Annotated in this window: 2 protein-coding genes; both read right to left on the reverse strand. The window is 35.6% G+C overall.

Going from position 1 to position 1,627, the window contains the following annotated elements:
* Nucleotides 1-293: 293 nt before the first annotated feature.
* Entirely contained in the window at nucleotides 294-1,028 is a 735-nt protein-coding gene (locus tag I8U21_RS14750) for a hypothetical protein (protein ID WP_138615118.1), read from the reverse strand.
* Nucleotides 1,029-1,089: 61 nt separating this feature from the next.
* Nucleotides 1,090-1,627, reverse strand: a 538-nt coding sequence (locus I8U21_RS14755) for a hypothetical protein (RefSeq protein ID WP_232337702.1), incomplete at its 5' end; no start/stop codon positions are given.

A 1,627-nucleotide genomic window follows, 5' to 3' on the forward strand; every position in this document is an offset into this window, starting at 1 on the left:
CGGATACTTTAAAATCTTTATTGTATGTATCCTTGATATACTGAATGGCTTTTTCTTTGATTTTTTTCTTTTCTGCCTGATCTATATCTCCCTCTCCTCTCGTTCCTGTGCATCCGGCCAACAGGAATACAAACAACAGGATGAAAACAATCCAGCTTCTTTGGATATTCACCTTTTTTCTACTCCCTTCCTATCACCAATCAATCCCTAAGGTCATTATATAAATTCCGCTGTCCCGTTGACTTAGCTATAAATTTAGGGATGGGCGATTTTTCCTGCCCATCCCCGTTTCTCTATTCTTTGATTACTGTCTTATATTGATCCAAGTCAAGACTGTCAATATCCACTTTTTGAATGTCATCGATCACAATATTGTAGCGATACAGAGTATAGCTGCTTTCCTTAACGTCTTCAGGGGCCGATTTCAATTCATCATCTGCAACAAATACTTCCATCATAACTTTATTAAAATTCATTGATTGAGCTTCTTTCAAAAAGTTTTTCAGACCTGATTCATACTGCCCATTATCGTTATAAATTCGTGCAGTAATCACTAAAGTAAAGTCCTTATCTCCACCATTTTTCAACACTTCAAATACAGATGGAACTTCTCCGCTATATTTATGGTATCTCTTCCCATTGCTGTATGAAATACTTTCAATCCGCCTTACATCCATATATTTGTTTAACATTGATGTTATTTTGGGACTCAATTCTTGCCTCCATAACGCTATTACATAAGTATCTTTGATTTCATTGTCCTTCTCCCAAATCACCGTCACTTCCGTATCCTTTTCATCTTTCACTTTTCCCCGTACACGGATGAGTCCGGCGGCTTGTCCCTTGCTCACTTCACTCACTTCAAATTCTTTATGATATTTTCGTTTTATATATTGAACAGCTCTTTCCTTGATCTGTTTCTCTTCCTCTTGGTCCATTGCCTTTGATGAAACATTGATCCCATCCGTCTGGCAACCCGAGAACATCATAACAATTCCAAAAATGATGGGAATCCACCTTTTTCTCAACATGTTCACTCCCTTGAAACAAACATTGCCCTTATGATTTATTTCAGCATGCCCTTTTTGTTCAATTTTTGATTACAGTTTTGTACTGATCCAAATTGTGATGATCAATATCGATTTTTTGGATATCGTCAATAGAAATATTATAGCGATATAAGATGTAATCCCTATCATTGGTACCCTCTGGAGCTGTTTTTAGCTTGTCTCCATAAACAAAAACTGCAACTCCAATTTGGTTAAAATTCAATTCTTTTAGCTCTTTTAAAAAGTTTTTGATTCCTTGTTCATATTGGCCATTTTGTTCATAAACATCCAATGTTACAGATAAATCATATTTGGGATCTCCTCCATTTTTCAATATTTCAAAGATAGAAGGAATCTCTCCTGTATACTTATCTTTTTCAGTTCCATTTGCATAAGTTATATCCTCAATTTCTCTTACGTCAAAATCTTTTTCAACCAAAGATGTAATTTTGGGCTTTAATTCCTCCGTCCATAATGCAGCCACGTATGTATCCCTGATTTCATTCGGTTCCATAATAATGGATACTTGAGTGTTCTTTTGATCTTTGACATTTCCTCTAACTGTATAAGTTTGTCCT

The organism is Thermoactinomyces sp. CICC 23799, from assembly GCF_016055145.1.
In the GTDB taxonomy this organism is placed as follows: domain Bacteria; phylum Bacillota; class Bacilli; order Thermoactinomycetales; family Thermoactinomycetaceae; genus Thermoactinomyces; species Thermoactinomyces intermedius.